This window comes from Xenorhabdus aichiensis (genome assembly GCF_028598775.1).
GTDB classification, from domain to species: domain Bacteria; phylum Pseudomonadota; class Gammaproteobacteria; order Enterobacterales; family Enterobacteriaceae; genus Xenorhabdus; species Xenorhabdus bovienii.
Genome location: NZ_JAQRFO010000028.1, coordinates 44,583 through 64,049 on the forward strand (window position 1 = coordinate 44,583; position 19,467 = coordinate 64,049).

Here is a 19,467-nt window from a genome sequence, read left to right on the forward strand (position 1 = left end):
AAGAATTAGTGTTCGCGTGTTTTACGGAAAGAAATTTCGGGATAACGTTCGCTGGTTAGATTTAAATTGACCATTGTTGGTGCAATATAAGTTAAGTTATCACCACCATCGAGTGCCAAGTTCAATTCATTCTTGCGCTTGAACTCTTCCAGTTTCTTCACATCGTTGCACTCTACCCAGCGAGCGGTAGAAACATTGACGGATTCATACAATGCTTCAACGTTGTATTCGCTCTTCAAACGAGCAACAACGACGTCAAACTGAAGCACACCCACCGCCCCAACGATCAGATCGTTATTAGACAGAGGACGAAATACCTGTACTGCCCCCTCTTCCGATAACTGAACCAGACCTTTCAGCAATTGTTTTTGTTTCAGGGGGTCACGCAGCCGGATACGACGGAACAATTCTGGTGCAAAGTTAGGAATACCGGTAAATTTCAATTCTTCGCCCTGGGTAAAGGTATCACCAATCTGGATCGTGCCATGATTATGCAAGCCGATAATATCCCCAGCATAGGCGTGATCGATATGAGAGCGATCTCCTGCCATGAAGGTCAATGCATCTGAAATGACAACGTCTTTCTTGATGCGGACTTGACGCAGTTTCATACCCTTTTCATATTTACCGGAAACAACACGCAGGAATGCCACGCGGTCACGGTGTTTCGGGTCCATGTTGGCCTGAATTTTGAAAACAAAACCCGTGAATTTTTCTTCCTCTGCGGTCACTTCACGCGCATCAGTCAGACGAGGCATTGGCATTGGCGCCCATTTGACAAGGCCATCCAGCATATGGTCAACGCCGAAGTTACCCAGCGCTGTACCGAAAAATACCGGTGTTAGCTCACCCTGTAAAAAGGCTTCCTGATCAAACTCATGTGATGCCCCTTTTACCAGTTCCAGCTCTTCACGTAATTGATTCGCCAACTCTTCCCCAACGGCCGCATCCAACTCAGGGTTATTCAATCCTTTAATGGCACGGACTTCCTGAATGGTATGCCCTTGACCGGATTGATACAGGTAAATTTCATCAAGGTAAAGATGATAAACCCCCTTGAAGGATTTACCACAACCGATTGGCCATGTAATCGGGCTACAGGCAATCTTCAACTCGTTTTCCACTTCATCCATCACTTCCATCGGATCACGGATATCGCGGTCGAGTTTATTCATGAATGTCAGGATTGGAGTGTCACGCAGACGGGTGACTTCCATCAGCTTACGGGTACGATCTTCGACACCTTTTGCGGCATCAATGACCATCAGACAGCAGTCAACCGCCGTCAGAGTACGGTAAGTATCTTCGGAGAAGTCTTCGTGCCCTGGAGTATCCAGTAAGTTAACCAGACAATCATCATAAGGAAACTGCATCACAGAGGTGGTAATAGAAATACCACGCTGTTTTTCCATCTCCATCCAGTCTGATTTAGCGTGCTGGTTAGAGCCGCGGCCTTTTACCGTCCCCGCTTTCTGGATCGCCTGTCCGAACAGCAACACTTTTTCAGTAATAGTGGTTTTACCCGCATCGGGATGGGAAATTATTGCAAAGGTTCGTCGTTTCGCGACTTCCTGCTGGAATGGGAAATTTGACATCAATTAGGATCTTCTAGTCTATACGCGGATTGATACTATTAGGGAAGCGCCCCGAACGACCCTTCGCCTGCAAATCCGTCATGTTAATCGTGATTGGGGCTTATTTTCGCTGAACTTGGATTTATAAACAATCAATGATTATCTGGCTGAGTGCTATCATCTTTTTCACCAAAGTTAAACATCACAAAGAACTGAATCAATCCTATGAATTAATTTGACGTTCAATCTGTTGAATAGATCCCACAATTTCTTCAAAAGTAAGGGGTAAACCATATATCATCTCAGAAGAAAGCATATCCTGATAATCAGCCCGAAGTGCGGTTAATCCTTTATCATGAGGCAGTAGCAACAATCGCTTATCTAAGCATTCTTCGTAGTTGGCATACCTTGCGTTAAAAAATACTGACTTAAGTTTGATAACATCTTCAAGTAACTCTCGGTTACGAATCGCCTTCTTACCTATATCATGCTGAAATAACATCACTAAATCGTACCAATGCCTTGATAGGCGATCTGCACTTTCTCGTACACCGCGATGACATTCAACATGAATCAAAGTTGCCTTCTCCCAGAAGGTACGTTCTGGAGATAACACAACAACTTGTTCTACTGGAAATTCTAGGTCAGTAACGACCTCAGATACGTAGGGCTTAACAACATGGAACTCATTCGGTTCAATGACATTTCTTCCCCCCAGCTCAATTAAAACTTCACTTTTTAAATACTCGTCCGGTTGTTCTGTGGCAGAGGGATAACTCACCCAAATTTTTTCGCCTGATTCATCGATCCGAATTGAGTGCAATGCGGCAGTGGGAAGATTATTTAATTCGGATCTGATATAAGGAATAACCACATCATTTGCATATTGGAAAATATGTCGCTTAAGGCGATCAGTAAATTTCTTTATCTTATTTCTACTTTGAGATGTGGCAAAAGGATCGAAACCATCCGCAAAATACTGATAATCCAGAGTGATATCGATATCCTCAGAAAGTCGACTAATAACATTAAATACTTTGGACAAAGATGTTCCCCCTTTGAAAGCCATAGGAGGGGCATCAGGAAGGCTAAACAGAGTCTTCAGCACCCAGCAAACTCAAATATCCTTTTCCAAAATCGTTTCGGAACGCCCTAATTGCTCTGCGGCATACCCCAAAATTTCCTGCTGCTCATCAGGTGTAATCGTAAAATAAGTATCAATCATGGGCCGATTCACGGTTAGCATATTGAATTGCCAATAATATCCAAGCAGGCAATTTACAATTTTTCAGCAAACTGAATTCTTCCTCACTCATGGCACTGCGAACTCGTGCAACGACTTCAGGAGTGACCGCTTCTTTCCCTAAGTACCATAAAGCAGAAATCGCCATACCGATTTTAGTACCTGCATACTGAAGTTTACGCTGGCTGGATGTATGAACCAGTTTTACCTTACGGTTGCCAATACAAAGTTGCCGTGATGAGCCACTAGTATAGAAAATCGGTGTAGCAGGTATTTGAGTACTCAGTTTAAACCGACGAACCGCTTCAGCTCCATGTATTTGAATGGTTTCACCATTTTGGCGTGTTATCATTTCAAGCACTTTTGCAACTTCTGGCTGTACTTTCCCAATAAAACGATTTGTTTTGGGTCTAACAAAGACTCCACGGGTGACACGCTCAATCTCTTTCTTTTCAACTAAACGCGAGAGTGCCTTATCAACAGCAGCACGGGAACCTAGAGCTAAAAAAGGCTTATTGGTAAATAGCTTCCCTAGTTCGTAGCTGTGAACACGCTGTTTGATAACTTCAGAAATTACCATATCTCCCCCTCGACCAGACAGAAAAAGTCGCATATTTTCTGACAACATAAAGCAAATTATGAACAAGATAAGTTCATAAATCAACCAACAAACAGGGGCAAAGCCATAATAATGGCATCTTCCTTTCCCGTCGCCGTTGGGTAATAATTCTTACGGATAGAAACTTCGTTGAAACCCAGATCTTCATACAAACCAATCGCTGATGTATTTGAACTTCGTACTTCAAGCCATAGCGTATTAATCTGCTGTTCTGGCAATACATTGATCAGGTGGGTCAACAACGCTCTTCCATGCCCCTGCGATTGATACTCAGGGTGGATGGCGATATTAAATAACGTGGCCTCATCCACAACACACTGTATGATTGCAAAGCCGATAATCTGGTCATTCAGCGTAATTTTATAATTCAGATAACGCTCTCCCTGATTGGAGTAAAAGGTTTTTTCACTCCACGGAAATGCATGACTGAACTGTTCTATTTGAAATGCTGCCGAAAGATCAGCGGGAGTTAATAGAGAAATATTCTTCATAATGGTAAATTTGTTGCCAAAGAGCGCGTTTTGCATTCCCGTCAAGGGATAAGTCATTTAATGCTGGGCTTCTCAAAGAAATCCCTTGCATTGATAAGGTAATATCAACCCCTAACAGCCAGCATGGACAATGGATTGATTCTGAAAGCAGCTCAACATCTTTTGTCGTGATGCAATAAACCGATGAGGCATCAATCCCCATGGCTGTAAAAATATCAGCAAACAATGAATGACTTAAATCAATATGATCATGGGTAATGATCAACAGACGAGTTGAGTCAGGGATGAGGACAGACAATTCACCTTGCAAGGCCCTCGGGCTGCGCACAACCCACTGGGTGATCCCCAATTGGGCGAGTAATCTGTCACGCTTCGTCATCGTGTTTTTATTCCATCTGCCATAAAAAAATAACAGGTAATATACTATCAGAGGGCTTATCTCTACGCCAATCAGCATAACATCACAATTTTGCCCTCCGATGTTTATACTTGGATAAAGATTTATAAGGAGCTATACATAGATGTCAGTATTAACCCCGGCCAGCGAAGTTATCCTGCGCCATCATGAGCAATTCCTCAACCATCACCTGCTGCTTGCCGGTGATCTTCAGGACAATCTGGCAACGGAAATCGAAGCCGGAAGTGTGCGAGTACATACTAACCAATATCACCACTGGCAATCCCTGATCCGTAAACTGGGTGACAATGCCTCTTTTGGCCTCGTTGCGGACAGCGCATTTGTCAAAGGGTGTGATACATTGATTTATTACTGGCCAAAAAGTAAACATGAAGCGCGCTTCCAGTTACGCAGCCTGTTTTCCATTCTGCCGCCCGGAACCGGTGTTTTTGTGGTCGGCGAAAATCGCAGTGGTGTACGCAGTGTTGATAAATTAATGGAAGGTATTGTGACTTTCCAGAAAGTAGATACTGCCCGCCGTTGCAGTCTCTTCTATGGTCAACTGGAAAATCAGGTTCAATTTGATCAAAATAATTGGTGGAACAGCTATCAAGTAGGTGATGTCACCGTCAACACGCTGCCTGGCGTATTCAGCCAAGATGATCTGGATGTCGGCAGTCGTTTGTTGCTTTCTACTTTTGATGGCCCTGTTTCTGGTAGTCTGCTGGATATCGCTTGTGGCTCAGGCGTATTGGCAGCGGTTCTGGGTAAGAAAAACCCTGATTTGACACTGACACTAAGTGATGTTAATGCCGCAGCCATAACATCCAGCAAGGCCACACTGAAAGCCAATAAACTGGAAGGCAATGTTGTCACCAGCAATGTGTATTCCGCTATTGAAGAAAAATTCGACTGGATCGTTTCCAATCCACCATTCCACGATGGTTTAAAAACCAATTTGGCAGCGGCTGACGACCTGATCCGCATGGCGCCAAACTATCTGAAGTCTGGCGGTAAATTGCGGATCGTAGCGAACGCTTTCCTACCTTATCCCGCTCTGCTGGATAGTACCTTTGGCAACCATAAACTTATCGCGCAGACAGGTAAATTCAAGGTCTACCAAGCAACCAAAAGGTAACAAGCAAGCCGTTTCTTGCCTGCTCAGTTTTAACGAGCAGGCAATTCTTGTGTTTCTGTCTCACCCATAACACCAGTGTGCCGTTTTTTGCACCATTCATGCGCTTTCTCGATAAATAATGATTGACGTTAGCCGTAAAATCTCTAGAATGCGCCTCCATGCTATCTGTTTGGTTGATAGTGTCTGAATTTGCGAGGGTGGCGGAATTGGTAGACGCGCTAGCTTCAGGTGTTAGTGTTCTTACGGACGTGGGGGTTCAAGTCCCCCCCTTCGCACCACATCAGACAGTCGTCGGTTAAACAAATTAGATAAATGGCAGTACCTGCGAGGGTGGCGGAATTGGTAGACGCGCTAGCTTCAGGTGTTAGTGTCCTTACGGACGTGGGGGTTCAAGTCCCCCCCTTCGCACCACTGTTAATATTTATCTGCTCTCTGTGTTCATTTCGTTATTTCATCTCATTCTCAGTTAATCTTCTTAAGAATTCACGCTATCTCAAAAATGCTCCGCATAGCGCAAACCCGCGAATAAGCTGCACATCACAGCAATACTCGCAGGAATTAAGAGGAAATGGCGTGCATCGCGATGCAACAGCAGCACAAGTGTCAACAGCATAGCAGCCAGAATACTTATCTTAAATTGCTCAATCCCTGCCCCGGTTATTACCAATATTGACGCCATCAGACTAAATAACAAACTCCCCCATAACCCGGTGATACTCTGCCAAAAAGCCAGTTTTAAACCCCGCTTTGCACTGATCATAATAAACCGCCAATCAAATGATAATGATTCCCAATATCATATATGATAGCGGCTTAATCACAAGCTGAAAATAAATCACGAAAATAAGCTGTAATAATGCGTGATTAGTAACGAACCATAACCGATTTCAGTTCGGTGTAATGCTCAATAAATGCACTACCAAACTCCCGGCCAATACCCGACGATTTCACGCCACCAAAAGGCACCGCTGGATCCAGAAACGTATGCATATTAATCCACAAAGTACCCACTTGAATCCGGGAGATCATACGCATCGCCTTGCTGAGATCATTCGTCCATAAACTGGCAGACAGACCAAATGGCGTCGCGTTCATCATGACAATTAACTCTTCTTCATCATCATAGCTGAGGAACGTTCCTATCGGCCCGAAGGTTTCTTCTTGCATTAATGTGTCTTCAGCACTCTTGGCCCGGATAATCGTTGGTGTGACAAAAAAACCCGCGCCTTCCAGCGCATGGCCACCATATACGATTTCACTGCCATCCTGACGCGCTTTCTCAAACAGAGACAGAATTTTTTCGTAATGCTCTTTGTTTGCCAAAGGCCCCATTTCGGTTGATTCATCAAGAGGAGAGCCGATTTTCATCGCTGACAAACGTTCAGAAAGTAATTTTAAGACCGCATCCATGTGAACAGATGGGATATAGAAACGTTCCGCTGCCGCACAGATTTGCCCCTGATTCAAATAACCTGCTTCCATTACACCATCAACAATCTTTTCAACTGACATATCAGACAGGAAAGCAGCCGCATTCTTGCCTCCCAGTTCCAGCGTCGCACGAGTCAAGCCGCACTCTATCGCCGACTTACCGATAATCGTGCCGGTCGGGACTGAGCCAGTAAAAGTGACTTTGGCACATTGGGGATGAGCGAGCAGAGCTGACCCAACTCTAGCGCCAGAACCATTGACGACATTAATCACGCCATCGGGTATCCCGGCTTCTTTCGCCAATTCTGCCACACGAAGCATCGTCAAAGGGGTATGCTCACTGGGCTTCAGCACTAAAGTACAACCACAGGCCAGTGCCGCTCCCAATTTCCAGATGGCAATCATAATGGAAAAATTCCACGGAATAATGCCAACCACCACGCCAATTGGCTCACGCCGGGTAAAGGCCGTGTATTTTTCCCCCTTGAGTGATGGCAATGAAACATTCAATGTCTCACCACTAATTTTGCTCGACCAACCGGCAAAATAACGCAGGTAATCAGCAGAAGCGCCCACGTCTAACATTCGAGAAAGCTGGATCGGTTTACCTGAACATAAACTTTCCAGTTGGGCTAACTCTTCACCGTGTTTTTGCAATAAATCCGCCAGCCGGTTCAGGCACTTACCCCGCTCCATAGGCGATGTCTGCGCCCATGAACCATGAAAAGCCTTCGAAGCTGCTTCCATTGCCAAATTTATCTCAGCTTCCTCTCCTTGATTAACTTTAGCGATCACTTCATCAGAAGCGGGATTAACGACAGAAAAGGGGTTGTTTCCCTGACCAGGAATGGATAACCCGTTGATATAATGACCATGAGGACGTTGCAGAAAATCCGTAACGGGCTTTAGCAAGGTTATTTCACTCATCATGTTTCCTCTCTGGTTAGCCCGATATTTAAGCGCTCACACAAGCCATGTAATGTTTAACAAAGCGTTCAGTGGTGATTTCCCACAAAATTTCAGTGCCTTTCGCCGCAAACCAAGAGTCGCCCTTATGGTATTCAACCGTAGCCCCCGTTTTGACATTGGTCAGTTTCACCGAGCCTTCATGAACCGTCGCCATTTCATCAAAGGGATAGATCATTTTAAATTTACCCTTGGTACAGGCAAAAATACCGCAAGTCAGATTATCCGTCGGCTCTCCGTGGGTCATTGCGACACTTGCCTGGGGATCCCCCTCCAACACAATAGAACCAAGATGAGTGACACTGCCAATTGGCATTAATTCAGGAAGTGCTTGATCTAACAATAATGGCTTTATCATGACTTTTACCTTTCAGTATTTATTATTCAAAAAAGAACAAAAATAAAAAACGTCAAAAAAGTGATCAAACTAGCGACGGCCTTTCCAATAGCCTGAAGCTTGGTGCCACGTTTTGCCGGCAGAAAGGAGCAGGCTCCTTAATTTGTCTTTGCCCACAACATTGAGATGAGGAATCGAACTCATCAGTGAGTAACGTTCAGAGCCTTCACTCATTCCTTCTGCCAAGATTTTGCAGACAATGTGACTCGGCGTTACGCCAAATCCTGAATAACCCTGTACATAAAACACATTGTTATGTTCTGGCAGAGAACCAATTTGCGGGAATAAATTGACGCTACAAGATAGTGGCCCGCCCCATGCCAATTCAATTTTCACATCTTTCAGGTAGGGGAAGACATCCAGCATACGTTTGCGGTTCCATGCTTTTAAATCAGAAGGGATATACTCAAGATATTGTGTAGCACTGCCAAACAGCACTCGGTTCTCTTTGGTGACTCGGTAGTAGTTGATGACCGGACTAATATCACTGTATGCCCCACGAATCGGGCTGATCTTTTCAATCAGATCGTCTGACAGTTCTTCCGTCATTAGCTGGAAAGCGTAAGTATTGATCGTTTTTTTGTAGATAGTCGGTTCAAGACCATTCAGGAAAGCATTGCACGCCCACAGTATCTTGCTTGCCCGTACCGTCCCCATTGCTGTGCGAACGGTGACCCGTGGGCCATATTCCACATTCACCACCTGGCTGTTTTCAAAAATTCTGACACCCTGCTCCGTTGCAGCCTTGGCTTCCCCCAGCAACAGATTGAGTGAATGAACGTGTCCCCCACCCATATGCTTCAGCGCACAGGTATAAAGATCTGAACCAATGACTTTCTTAACATCAGTACCGGTATAAAGTTCAATCTCTTCATCGGGACACGCCGCCTGAAACTCTTTCAGCCAGCCCCGCAAAGTTTTCTCCTGACGGGCGTTATAACCCAGATAACCGTAACCCTTACAAAAATCCGCCTTGATATCGTACTTAGCGATCCGGTCACGAATAATTCCTGCGCCCATATTGCTAATTCTAAAGATAGTTTCTAGACCTTTCTCACCGACATGACGTTTAATCCTATCCAAATCATGACCAATACCCGCCATAACTTGACCGCCATTGCGCCCCGTTCCGCCATATCCCAACGTCCGACCTTCCAGAATAGCAATATTGGTGATGCCTTTTTCAGCCAGCTCCAGTGCCGTATTCACACCGGAAAACCCGCCACCAATGATAACAACATCAACATCCAAGTCTTCTGTCAGTGTGGGAAAGCGAAGATCATATTTTTTGGTTGCAGCATAGTATGTTAATGAATCAAGATTATTATTCATGTTATACCCCGTGAGCATCTGCCTACTCCCTGATGATGTACAGCCAACAATTTTGTTACTCTGTTTCTTCAGGGACACTTTGTCGCATTTATTTAACATTGTTTATTCAGGCGGAATAACAACAAATACATTCACCTTTTAATTTATTAATAAATTAATAATGATAACACCAGCAACTATCTGTTTGTTTTTTATAGAATACATATATGAATCACATGTACTTACAATGCTCAAATCATTTATTATTTATATGTTAATTATGTCACAATTATTAAACATATTATTAATAAGTTCAGATTTTTATCTTGTCGTTTTGTGATTAGTGTTGGGGGAATCTTTATCCAAGGTGAATTATTCTTAACATCTACATTTGTGTTTAGTTATCACTAAAAGGAATGAAGATGCTCCCTAAGAAAATTATCCTTGATTGCGATCCCGGGCATGATGATGCCATTGCGTTACTCCTTGCTCATGGAAATCCTGACATTGAACTACTGGCGGTGACTACGGTTGCTGGCAACCAAACCTTGAATAAAGTCACCCGCAATGCCCTTTCAATTGCCCGCATCGCCAATATTCACAATGTTCCTTTTGCCGCAGGGTGTCATAGACCATTGGTCAGAGATATCCAAACTGCACCGGCAATTCATGGTGAAACCGGTCTGGATGGCGTCGTTTTGCCTGAACCTGCGTTAAGGCTGGATGCCCGTCACGCTGTTGATTTGATTATCGACGTCATTATGGAAAATCCCCCCAAGAGCATTACCTTGGTTCCAACGGCAGGTTTGACAAATATTGCCCTTGCCGCCCGTAAGTCTCCACATATTGTTGAGCGCGTAAAAGAAGTCGTGTTGATGGGAGGTGGTTACCACACTGGTAACTGGAGCGCTGCCGCTGAATTCAATATCATGATCGATCCTGAAGCAGCGCATATTGTTTTTAATGAAAAATGGCCCCTGACGATGGTGGGGCTGGATCTGACGCATCAAGCTCAGGCAACGCCTGATGTCATTGACGCTATCTCCAAAATCAAAACCCGTCCTGCCCAATTCGTTTTAGATGCGTTGCAGTTTTATGGGGAGAAGTATCGGGAATCGCAGGGTTTTGACTATCCTCCGGTGCATGATCCCTGTGCAGTCGCTTATGTGATCGATCCTACCGTTATGACAACACAAAAAGTACCCGTGAATATCGAACTGGCCGGAACCTTAACAACGGGCATGACCGTCGCTGATTTCCGTTTCCCGCCACCAAAAGATTGCCATACACAAGTTGCCGTAAAATTGGATCAAGCCAAATTCTGGCAATTGGTGATTAATGCCCTGAAAAATATTGGCGAAACAGCGTCCTGATATTAACAGCAGCGTCCAATATGTCCTTGGAATACCATTGAAGCTGCTTCTCAGCTTCAATGGTCAAAAGAAGATTTTAGCCGGTCAATCTTATTCCCATCAGTACTGCGCTGCATAAGATCAGGAACAACGTGGCATATTTGAATACCTTGTCAGATAGGTGGCTCATCAAATATTTGGAGAAAGGGATGGCAATCAGAGAGCCGATAAATAGCACCAATGCCAGTTTCCAATCAGTATAACCACCATGAGCACTTAACTTACATTTTTATATAATCAATTCCCATAATCGAGGCTGGGTTATTGATCAATAAATCAGCGATAAAAAAACGGAATGGAAAATTGATAATGGGCCTTAATTCGGAGGGAATCTTGTTTCAAGATTAAACAATTCATTCAGTTCAATCTGTAAACCATTAGCGATAACATAAATAATTTCTAAAGTAGGATTTCTGACTCCGCGCTCAATACCGCTGATATAAGTGCGATCCAACCCGCATTTATCGGCAAAAGCTTCCTGCGACATCCCCGCTTCTTTCCTGAGATATCTAATTCTTTGCCCAAAAAGGGACTTGATGTTGTTCGACATTTTCATCTGATAAGTATCGATTCGTGTTACTTATCAGGCCACGGACTATGAGTCACGTTTTAAGCTGAGTTATGCTATGATATGTGACTTATAGTCTACTGTTTAATTGAAAAGATGACAGGTAATTGGAGACCTAAAGAATGGAAAAGAAAGACTGGCATCCCGCTGATATCATCGCTGAATTGAAAAAGCGCGGGACAACGTTGTCAGAAGTATCACGAGCCGCTGGGCTAGCATCATCAACCCTTGCCAATGCATTGCAGCGTCACTGGCCAAAAGGCGAGCGTCTTATCGCGGAAGCGCTGGAACGCACACCAGAAGAAATATGGCCTTCGCGCTATGTCAAAAAATAATTGAAATTAGACCCAGCATTTGCTGGGTTCATTTACAAACAATCAACTTGCTAATTTCAAACCAATAATACCTGCAACAATCAAACCAAGGCTCAGTATTCTGGCAAAGTTGGCTGACTCCCCAAATACCATGATACCGAAAATTGCCGTTCCTACAGCGCCAATTCCCGTCCACACGGCATAAGCGGTTCCTGCGGGTAAATTTTTCATCGCATAGGCTAATAACCCTATACTGACCATCATCGCACTGATAGTTATCAGGCTAGGCATCAAACGGGAAAACCCCTGAGTGTATTTAAGGCCAACTGCCCACACAACTTCAAGCAAACCCGCAACCAGAAGAATTAACCAAGACATACCATTTCCCTTTATTAAAATGGCAATGGGGTCGTCCCCGATGAGATGATAGTTGCCCGGGTCGTCCCGGAAAACAATAAGAAATGCCGCTGGATTATAGCTATCCTCTCTGATAGCCGCAATGATAGCTCCTGATTACCACCAATAAAAAAAACCGCAGCCTCTCAACGAGAGTACTGCGGTTTTTTCAATAGCAAATGCGATTATTTCACACGAGAAACGTATTCGCCGGAACGGGTATCAACTTTAATGACTTCACCGATCTGCACGAACAAAGGCACTTTCACAACAGCGCCAGTGCTCAGTGTAGCGGGTTTACCACCAGTACCTGCGGTATCCCCTTTCAGACCGGGATCTGTCTCAGTAATTTCCAATTCAACAAAGTTTGGTGGAGTCACAGAAATAGGACGTCCATCCCACAGAGTTAGAATACATTCAGCCTGCTCGATCAGCCATTTTGTGCTGTCACCGACAGATTTTTCATCCGCAGCCAACTGTTCAAAAGTCTCGTTGTTCATGAAGTGCCAGAACTCACCATCGTTATATAGATAGGTCAGGTTCATATCCACGACATCGGCACTTTCAAAGGAATCCGTTGATTTGAAGGTTTTCTCTAACAGTTTGCCGGAGATCAGTTTACGAAGACGCACACGGGCAAATGCCTGCCCTTTACCTGGTTTAACAAATTCGCTTTCTAGAATAGCGCACGGCTCGCCATCTAACATGATTTTAAGACCTGAACGGAATTCGTTGGTACTATAAGTAGCCATGGATATCCTCTAATTTTTAACAAAATGGCTTAGCCAAAAAATGGCACACATTATAACCCATATTCCCCCTGTCAGAGAAGTCTGGCTAAAACAACTTGCAGATGTCATTACTGATCCTAATGAGCTACTGCAATTATTATCCTTAAATACGCACGCCATGCTGAAAGAAGGCAATGAAGCGAAGCGTTTGTTTCCCCTGCGTGTGCCAAGAGCGTTTGCAGCACGGATGAAAAAAGGCGATCCTCATGATCCATTGTTATTGCAAGTTCTGACCGCACGGGAAGAATTTGAAACTCACCCTAGTTTTTCAACCGATCCGCTAGATGAACAACGCAGTGCGGTTCCCGGGTTACTGCACAAATACCGCAACCGTGCCCTGCTGCTGGTCAAAGGGGGATGCGCGGTGAATTGCCGTTACTGTTTCCGGCGCCATTTCCCCTATGAGGATAACAAAGGCAACAAAAACAACTGGCAACTCGCACTGGATTACATCGAACAGCACCCTGAGCTTGATGAGATCATCTTCTCCGGCGGTGATCCTCTCATGGCGAAAGATCACGAACTGGATTGGCTAATGACTCGCCTTGAATCCATTTCACACATCAAGCGGCTTCGCATTCATACCCGTTTGCCCGTGGTGATCCCTGATAGGATCACACTTTCATTGTGTAATCGTTTCACACAATCACACTTGCAGATAATTATGGTAACTCATATTAACCATGCAAATGAAATTGATAATACGTTTCGCGACAAAATGATGTGGTTAAAACAGGCTGGCGTAACGCTACTGAACCAAAGTGTGATGCTGCGTAATGTAAATGACAGCGCAGATACTCTGGCAGATTTAAGTAATACATTATTTGATGCAGGTATCTTGCCTTACTACATCCATATATTGGATAAGGTGCAAGGTGCCGCACATTTTCTGGTGGGCGATGAAGAAGCAAAAGCTATCATGCGGGAATTATTGACTAAAGTATCCGGTTATTTAGTTCCGTGCCTGACAAGAGAAATTGGCGGTGAGCCGAGCAAAACCCCTCTGGATTTGGGATTGAAGCAAAACAATTGATCAATTGATAAGGCGGGCAAGCGTCGCCATTAGACACGTTCGAGAACGGACAACGCCAGAAACTAAAACGTACACAGAGCTAACCATGCTCTGTCACGTTTTTCTGGCTGCTGCCCTAACCGACGGCTTATTAAACACTGTAAATTATCTCTCTTCACGCAATAAGGATTTACAATACAGGGTTAAGCCTCTGTCTTTTGTCGATACTTATGGACACTTATAAACCTGACCTACCATTTTGCTATCGAGTGGCATAAAACTGCCCAACAGGTTTTCTGTCCGGCTAAGTGGACTATTTGCGCCATAAATGACGTTTCCACCCAAATCTGCTGCTTTATTACGCAAGTCATTGGCCGCACTGCGCATTGAACTGCTTTCATTGCCAATACCATTGAGCCAATTGCTTTGCATACCGATCACTTCGCCCAATCGCTGGCATTCACTGCCCGGCTGAGTATCCACAAAACGTACATTGGAACCTGCGGCAGTTAACTGATTGTTCGTTGTACACCCAGCCAGCAGCAAGATTGACGCTCCGAGCAAAATCTTAATTCGCATGTCTTTCCCCATTATTGTTGGAAATTCTGCCGTGATGATAAATAGACTCTTTTGTATTCCATTAAGACCAAAAAGTAAAAAGGCGAGCAGATTTTTCTGCTCGCCTTCAAAGTTTTTATCCTATTGGATGGGCAATTCCATCATCAGGATCAACAGCACTACATCATGCCGCCCATTCCACCCATACCGCCCATGCCACCAGCTCCACCTAAGTCAGCTTTGTCGTCTCTAGGCAGATCGGTAATCATCGCTTCAGTCGTGATCATCAGACCAGCGATAGAACCTGCGAATTGCAGCGCAGAGCGAGTGACTTTAGTTGGGTCCAGAATACCCATCTCAATCATATCGCCGTACTCTTCAGTTGCAGCGTTATAACCGTGGTTACCTTGGCTTGCTTTCACGTTGTTCACAACTACAGATGGCTCTTCACCTGCGTTTTCTACGATCTGACGCATTGGCGCTTCCATTGCACGCAGAGCAACGCGGATACCCACGTTTTGATCTTCGTTGTCACCAGTCAGAGCAGAGATAGCAGCAGCAGCGCGAACCAGTGCAACACCACCACCAGCAACAACACCTTCTTCTACTGCTGCGCGGGTCGCATGCAGAGCATCGTCAACGCGAGCGCGTTTTTCTTTCATTTCAACTTCAGTTGCAGCACCGACTTTGATCACTGCCACACCGCCTGCCAGTTTCGCTACGCGCTCCTGCAGTTTTTCACGGTCATAGTCAGAAGTTGATTCTTCGATTTGCTGACGGATTTGAGTAACGCGTGCAGCAATTGCGACTGCTTCGCCTACGCCATCAATGATAATTGTGGTGTCTTTGTTGATAACAATGCGTTTTGCCTGACCCAGATCTTCCAGAGTCGCTTTTTCCAGCTCCAGACCGATCTCTTCAGAAATCACAGTACCGTTGGTCAGCGTCGCGATATCCTGCAACATGGCTTTACGACGATCACCAAAACCAGGCGCTTTAACCGCAGCCACTTTCACGATACCACGCATGTTGTTGACAACCAGCGTTGCCAGCGCTTCGCCTTCAACGTCTTCAGCGATGATAACCAGCGGCTTACTTGCCTTGGCTACACCTTCCAGAACTGGCAGCAGTTCACGGATGTTAGAAATTTTCTTGTCAACCAGCAGGATGTATGGGTTTTCCAGCTCGATGGAACCTGCTTCTGGTTTATTGATGAAATAAGGAGACAGGTAGCCGCGATCGAACTGCATACCTTCAACAACATCCAGTTCATCTTCCAGACCAGTACCTTCTTCAACGGTGATTACACCTTCTTTACCGACTTTATCCATCGCTTCAGCGATCAATTTACCTACGGTTTCGTCGGAGTTGGCAGAAATTGTACCAACCTGCGCAATGGCAGTGGAATCAGAGCAAGGTACGGACAGTTTTTTCAGTTCTTCAACAGCCGCAATAACTGCTTTATCGATACCGCGTTTCAGATCCATCGGGTTCATGCCAGCAGCAACGGCTTTCAGACCTTCAGTGACGATAGACTGTGCCAGTACAGTTGCAGTGGTAGTACCGTCGCCTGCCGCATCGTTGGCTTTAGAGGCAACTTCTTTAACCATCTGCGCACCCATGTTCTCGAATTTATCTTCTAATTCGATTTCACGCGCTACAGATACGCCGTCTTTAGTGATTACAGGCGAACCAAAAGATTTATCTAAAACAACGTTACGGCCTTTAGGACCCAGAGTCACTTTAACTGCGTCAGCCAGTACATTCACACCGCGCAGCATTTTGCCGCGAGCATCATTACCAAATTTTACGTCTTTAGCTGCCATTGTGTCTTTCCTTTAAATTCGTTCAATTAAGAAGATCTAAGCGCAAAATGTTCAATTACGCTTCAACAATTGCCAGAATGTCGCTTTCAGACATGATCAACACTTCTTCATTGTCGATCTTTTCTGCCTTAACACCGTAACCTTCGTTAAAAATAACGATATCACCCACTTTTACATCCAGCGCTTTCATTTCCCCGTTTTCAAGGATACGACCATTGCCGACTGCCAAAATTTCTCCACGGGTAGATTTGCCCGCCGCAGAGCCAGTCAGAACGATCCCGCCAGCAGATTTTGATTCAACTTCTTTACGCTTGACGATAACGCGGTCATGTAATGGACGAATGTTCATTGATAGATCTCCTATAAATAAAGTCCATATCAGGTAAGAGGATTGATACTAGAGCCTAATAAAACCAGTACCATGAAGCTACAAGTTGGGGCTTGCAGGCAGTACTTCAAGGGGCGGACAGTAAAAAATATTTCACTTTCTTCTTACCCACTGAAATCTCAGCCAAAGCAAGCAACAATTACTTTTTGTCGTGCTCGTTGCCATGTTCATCGTGACGTTTCTGACCATCCAGTGTATAGGAAGCATCATCTTGCCTGCGCTCATACTCCCCATCAAAAGTCTGCCCATGATGGCCGCCCTGACCATCTCGCCCATTATTATTCGGACGATAAAAGGTGATATGGGGCAGCAATTTTGCTGTCAGCAGCTTCTGCGCGGGTGGCAGTAACAACAGCAATCCGAGAAAGTCAGTAAAAAATCCGGGCAATATTAGCAGAACGCCCGCAATCACCAGAGAAACACTTTTGATAGCCTCTTTCGCAGGGCTTTCGCCAGCAGCCATTTTTTGCTGCATCGACATAAAATTCTTGATGCCCTGATTACGCACGAGGGAAACACCAACACAAGAAGTAAAAATGACTAGCAGCAGAGTCAGTAAGACTCCGACTTCAGAGGCAATGCGAACAAACAAGACTGATTCGATGTAAACCAGCAAACATATCAGGACAAATGGGAGCCAACGCACGTGGTTCTCCTTTCATTAATGAGTGATAAAATCATTGGGATGAAAATATTCCCCTTGAATATTGTTAGCAAAGAGCTACATGGCCAGTAAACAACCCTTAAATTTGCATGTTCACCGTTTATTGACACAGTTATGGATTACAAAATTTGTAAATCATAGCGTGGGGATGATAATAACGCTTTTCAATACTTGAGACCTTTGACTTTACATCTCCGTAATCGTGACTTCAATCACACATATGTTATTTCATTAATAAAATTCGCACTATAAAGTGATCCAGGTACAAGGCATTTCTGGTAAATCCACATATGATCGCGCCAGCAATCCAGTGATAAGTGATTAATATCACGGCAGTTGCTGACGGCGACATTATTCTCAACAAAAACGTATATAGAACAGTAAAAAAACGTATCCAAATTAAAGAAGGTTCTCATGTCAAACAACATTCGTATCGAAGAAGACCTGTTAGGTAAACGAGAAGTCCCTGCTGAAGCCTATTACGGTATTCACACTCTGCGTGCGATTGAAAACTTTTATATCAGTGACCGTACTATCAATGATGTGCCTGAATTCATCCGTGGCATGGTGTTGGTAAAAAAAGCCGCGGCACTGGCAAACAAAGAACTCCATACTATCCCTGGAAAAATTGCGGACATTATTGTCAAAGCGTGTGATGAAGTCCTCAACACAGGCAAATGCCTGGATCAATTCCCTGTTGATGTATTTCAGGGCGGTGCAGGCACCTCACTGAACATGAATACCAATGAGGTACTGGCAAATATCGGCCTTGAATTGATGGGGCACCCAAAAGGTGAATATGAGTACCTGAATCCGAACGATCACCTGAACAGAAGCCAGTCAACCAATGACGCTTATCCTACTGGTTTCCGTATTGCTGTCTATAATTCAATCATGAAATTGATTACCTCCATCGAGTTATTGCAAGTCGGTTTCGATAAAAAAGCCGTTGAATTTGCTGACATCCTGAAAATGGGCCGTACTCAATTGCAGGATGCGGTTCCGATGACACTGGGCCAAGAGTTCCGCGCCTTCTCCGTGTTATTGAAAGAAGAAATCAAAAACATCACCCGCACAGCAGAATTGCTGCTGGAAGTGAACCTCGGGGCTACCGCTATCGGTACTGGCCTGAATACCGCGCCAGGCTACCAGACGCTGGTGGTTGAAAAATTGGCTGAAGTCACAGGGTTACCTTGCCTGCCAGCAGAGGATCTCATCGAAGCAACGTCTGACTGCGGTGCTTACGTGATGGTTCACAGCGCATTGAAACGTCTGGCGGTCAAGATGTCCAAAATCTGTAACGACCTGCGTTTGCTTTCTTCCGGCCCTCGCACTGGGCTGAATGAGATCAACCTGCCAGAATTGCAGGCTGGTTCTTCCATTATGCCAGCCAAAGTCAACCCAGTGGTGCCAGAAGTCGTCAACCAAGTCTGCTTCAAAGTTATCGGTAACGATATCTGTGTCACCATGGCATCAGAAGCAGGTCAATTGCAGCTTAACGTGATGGAGCCAGCAATTGGGCAAGCGATGTTTGAATCCATTTCCATCCTGAGCAATGCATGCCGTAATCTGGTTGAAAAATGTGTTAACGGTATTACTGCCAATAAAGAAGTTTGCGAAAGCTTTGTATTTAACTCTATTGGTATCGTTACTTACCTGAACCCATTCATCGGCCACCACAATGGCGACATCGTAGGCAAGATCTGTGCAGAAACAGGCAAAAGTGTTCGTGAAGTCGTATTGGAACGCGGTTTGCTGACAGAAGCACAATTGGATGATATTTTCTCTGTTGAGAACCTGAAACATCCAACTTATAAAGCAAAACGTTTTGACGACTAATTAAATAATGATAATAACGAAATCGTCTTAATTACTGAGGCACGCAATTCCAACCGGAAGCGTGCCTTTTTAATTTATTATATAAATGATCCTACCTTTATTTTTATAAAATTAAGATCAAAAATATATCCA

At 44.6% G+C, this 19,467-nt stretch carries 21 protein-coding genes and 2 tRNA genes; 7 read left to right on the plus strand and 16 right to left on the minus strand.

Going from position 1 to position 19,467, the window contains the following annotated elements; translation table 11 throughout:
* Positions 1–5: 5 nt before the first annotated feature.
* From prfC to PSI22_RS13335, 5 genes are all read right to left on the minus strand, one after another.
* Complete coding sequence (prfC, locus tag PSI22_RS13315; protein ID WP_273580165.1) at positions 6–1,595, minus strand: peptide chain release factor 3; 1,590 nt, start codon at positions 1,593–1,595, stop codon at positions 6–8.
* 202 nt (positions 1,596–1,797) lie between these two features.
* Entirely contained in the window at positions 1,798–2,682 is an 885-nt protein-coding gene (locus PSI22_RS13320; protein WP_273580166.1) for a nucleotidyl transferase AbiEii/AbiGii toxin family protein, read from the minus strand.
* Positions 2,683–2,791: 109 nt separating this feature from the next.
* Entirely contained in the window at positions 2,792–3,397 is a 606-nt protein-coding gene (locus PSI22_RS13325; RefSeq protein WP_273580167.1) for a DUF6088 family protein, read from the minus strand.
* A gap of 80 nt (positions 3,398–3,477) precedes the next feature.
* Positions 3,478–3,927: a ribosomal protein S18-alanine N-acetyltransferase gene (gene rimI, locus PSI22_RS13330; RefSeq protein ID WP_273580168.1), complete on the minus strand. Its 450-nt coding sequence runs from the start codon at positions 3,925–3,927 to the stop codon at positions 3,478–3,480.
* Entirely contained in the window at positions 3,896–4,306 is a 411-nt protein-coding gene (locus PSI22_RS13335) for a DNA polymerase III subunit psi (protein ID WP_273580169.1), read from the minus strand. The genes rimI and PSI22_RS13335 overlap by 32 nt, the downstream gene beginning before the upstream one ends.
* A gap of 142 nt (positions 4,307–4,448) precedes the next feature.
* Between PSI22_RS13335 and rsmC the strand changes: the two genes are divergently transcribed.
* The 3 genes from rsmC (at position 4,449) to PSI22_RS13350 (ending at position 5,873) form a co-directional block, all read left to right on the plus strand.
* A complete protein-coding gene (rsmC, locus tag PSI22_RS13340; protein ID WP_273580170.1) occupies positions 4,449–5,462 on the plus strand; it encodes a 16S rRNA (guanine(1207)-N(2))-methyltransferase RsmC in 1,014 nt (337 codons plus the stop codon).
* 191 nt (positions 5,463–5,653) lie between these two features.
* A tRNA-Leu gene (locus PSI22_RS13345) sits at positions 5,654–5,740 on the plus strand.
* Positions 5,741–5,786: 46 nt separating this feature from the next.
* A tRNA-Leu gene (locus tag PSI22_RS13350) sits at positions 5,787–5,873 on the plus strand.
* 82 nt (positions 5,874–5,955) lie between these two features.
* Here the strand turns inward: PSI22_RS13350 and PSI22_RS13355 are convergent.
* The 4 genes from PSI22_RS13355 to PSI22_RS13370 all read right to left on the minus strand — a co-directional run bounded on the left by PSI22_RS13355 (position 5,956) and on the right by PSI22_RS13370 (position 9,588).
* Positions 5,956–6,222 (minus strand): DUF1435 family protein, encoded by a 267-nt coding sequence (locus PSI22_RS13355; protein WP_273580171.1) that lies wholly within the window; start codon positions 6,220–6,222, stop codon positions 5,956–5,958.
* 104 nt (positions 6,223–6,326) lie between these two features.
* On the minus strand, positions 6,327–7,820 hold the full coding sequence (locus PSI22_RS13360) for an aldehyde dehydrogenase family protein (RefSeq protein WP_273580172.1): 1,494 nt from the start codon (positions 7,818–7,820) through the stop codon (positions 6,327–6,329).
* Positions 7,821–7,848: 28 nt separating this feature from the next.
* Positions 7,849–8,217, minus strand: a complete 369-nt coding sequence (locus PSI22_RS13365) for a cupin domain-containing protein (protein ID WP_273580173.1) — start codon at positions 8,215–8,217, stop codon at positions 7,849–7,851.
* A 69-nt stretch (positions 8,218–8,286) separates the two neighbouring features.
* On the minus strand, positions 8,287–9,588 hold the full coding sequence (locus PSI22_RS13370; RefSeq protein WP_273580174.1) for an NAD(P)/FAD-dependent oxidoreductase: 1,302 nt from the start codon (positions 9,586–9,588) through the stop codon (positions 8,287–8,289).
* Positions 9,589–9,989: 401 nt separating this feature from the next.
* On the opposite strand from PSI22_RS13370, the gene uriH reads away from it, so the two are divergent.
* A complete protein-coding gene (gene uriH, locus PSI22_RS13375; RefSeq protein WP_273580175.1) occupies positions 9,990–10,940 on the plus strand; it encodes a uridine-preferring nucleoside hydrolase UriH in 951 nt (316 codons plus the stop codon).
* 355 nt (positions 10,941–11,295) lie between these two features.
* On the opposite strand, the gene PSI22_RS13380 is transcribed toward uriH, so the two are convergent.
* Positions 11,296–11,535, minus strand: coding sequence for a helix-turn-helix domain-containing protein (locus tag PSI22_RS13380; RefSeq protein WP_273580176.1), 240 nt, complete (start codon positions 11,533–11,535; stop codon positions 11,296–11,298).
* A 134-nt stretch (positions 11,536–11,669) separates the two neighbouring features.
* On the opposite strand from PSI22_RS13380, the gene PSI22_RS13385 reads away from it, so the two are divergent.
* On the plus strand, positions 11,670–11,882 hold the full coding sequence (locus tag PSI22_RS13385; RefSeq protein ID WP_012989898.1) for a helix-turn-helix domain-containing protein: 213 nt from the start codon (positions 11,670–11,672) through the stop codon (positions 11,880–11,882).
* Between the two features lie 42 nt (positions 11,883–11,924).
* On the opposite strand, the gene sugE is transcribed toward PSI22_RS13385, so the two are convergent.
* Positions 11,925–12,239 carry a quaternary ammonium compound efflux SMR transporter SugE gene (gene sugE / locus PSI22_RS13390; RefSeq protein WP_038184108.1) on the minus strand — a complete coding sequence of 105 codons (315 nt, stop codon included), beginning with the start codon at positions 12,237–12,239 and terminating at the stop codon, positions 11,925–11,927.
* Positions 12,240–12,442: 203 nt separating this feature from the next.
* Positions 12,443–13,009 carry an elongation factor P gene (efp, locus tag PSI22_RS13395; RefSeq protein WP_273580177.1) on the minus strand — a complete coding sequence of 189 codons (567 nt, stop codon included), beginning with the start codon at positions 13,007–13,009 and terminating at the stop codon, positions 12,443–12,445.
* 40 nt (positions 13,010–13,049) lie between these two features.
* Here efp and epmB point away from each other — a divergent pair, with 40 nt between their 5' ends.
* The gene (gene epmB, locus PSI22_RS13400) at positions 13,050–14,081 is read left to right on the plus strand and encodes an EF-P beta-lysylation protein EpmB (protein WP_273580178.1); all 1,032 of its coding nucleotides are present in this window, start codon (positions 13,050–13,052) and stop codon (positions 14,079–14,081) included.
* Between the two features lie 207 nt (positions 14,082–14,288).
* Here epmB and PSI22_RS13405 read toward each other — a convergent pair whose 3' ends face one another.
* From PSI22_RS13405 to PSI22_RS13420, 4 genes are all read right to left on the minus strand, one after another.
* A complete protein-coding gene (locus PSI22_RS13405) occupies positions 14,289–14,639 on the minus strand; it encodes a DUF4156 domain-containing protein (RefSeq protein ID WP_273580179.1) in 351 nt (116 codons plus the stop codon).
* Positions 14,640–14,797: 158 nt separating this feature from the next.
* Entirely contained in the window at positions 14,798–16,444 is a 1,647-nt protein-coding gene (gene groL, locus PSI22_RS13410) for a chaperonin GroEL (protein ID WP_038184119.1), read from the minus strand.
* Positions 16,445–16,499: 55 nt separating this feature from the next.
* Positions 16,500–16,793, minus strand: a complete 294-nt coding sequence (locus tag PSI22_RS13415) for a co-chaperone GroES (RefSeq protein WP_038184122.1) — start codon at positions 16,791–16,793, stop codon at positions 16,500–16,502.
* A gap of 178 nt (positions 16,794–16,971) precedes the next feature.
* Positions 16,972–17,478, minus strand: a complete 507-nt coding sequence (locus PSI22_RS13420; RefSeq protein ID WP_273580180.1) for an FxsA family protein — start codon at positions 17,476–17,478, stop codon at positions 16,972–16,974.
* Between the two features lie 432 nt (positions 17,479–17,910).
* Here PSI22_RS13420 and aspA point away from each other — a divergent pair, with 432 nt between their 5' ends.
* Entirely contained in the window at positions 17,911–19,335 is a 1,425-nt protein-coding gene (gene aspA / locus PSI22_RS13425) for an aspartate ammonia-lyase (protein WP_254852080.1), read from the plus strand.
* Positions 19,336–19,467: the final 132 nt, after the last annotated feature.